Here is a 239-nt window from a genome sequence, read left to right on the forward strand (position 1 = left end):
GTTCCATTCCGCGCCGGTCAGATATTTTTCGGGCGCCAGCGGGCTCTGGTTGGCATGGTAGCCGCAGATGAAGGCGCCGCGTCCCGCCGCCGTTTCGACCACCACTTTCGGGCTATCGACATGGCAGGTGATGACGTCGGCACCTTGATCGACCAGTGCATTGGTGGCTTCCGCCTCCTTGACCGCCAGCGACCACTCGCCGGTGAAGATCACCTGGCAGGTGATGGCCGGGTCGACCG

1 protein-coding gene is annotated in these 239 nt (G+C 64.0%); it reads right to left on the reverse strand.

Translation table 11 applies throughout. The annotated features are described in order from the left end of the window. On the reverse strand, positions 1–239 hold a 239-nt coding region (locus tag E5X34_RS32795; protein WP_366664954.1), incomplete at both ends, for a BMP family ABC transporter substrate-binding protein.

The organism is Mesorhizobium sp., from assembly GCF_004963255.1.
GTDB lineage: Bacteria > Pseudomonadota > Alphaproteobacteria > Rhizobiales > Rhizobiaceae > Mesorhizobium.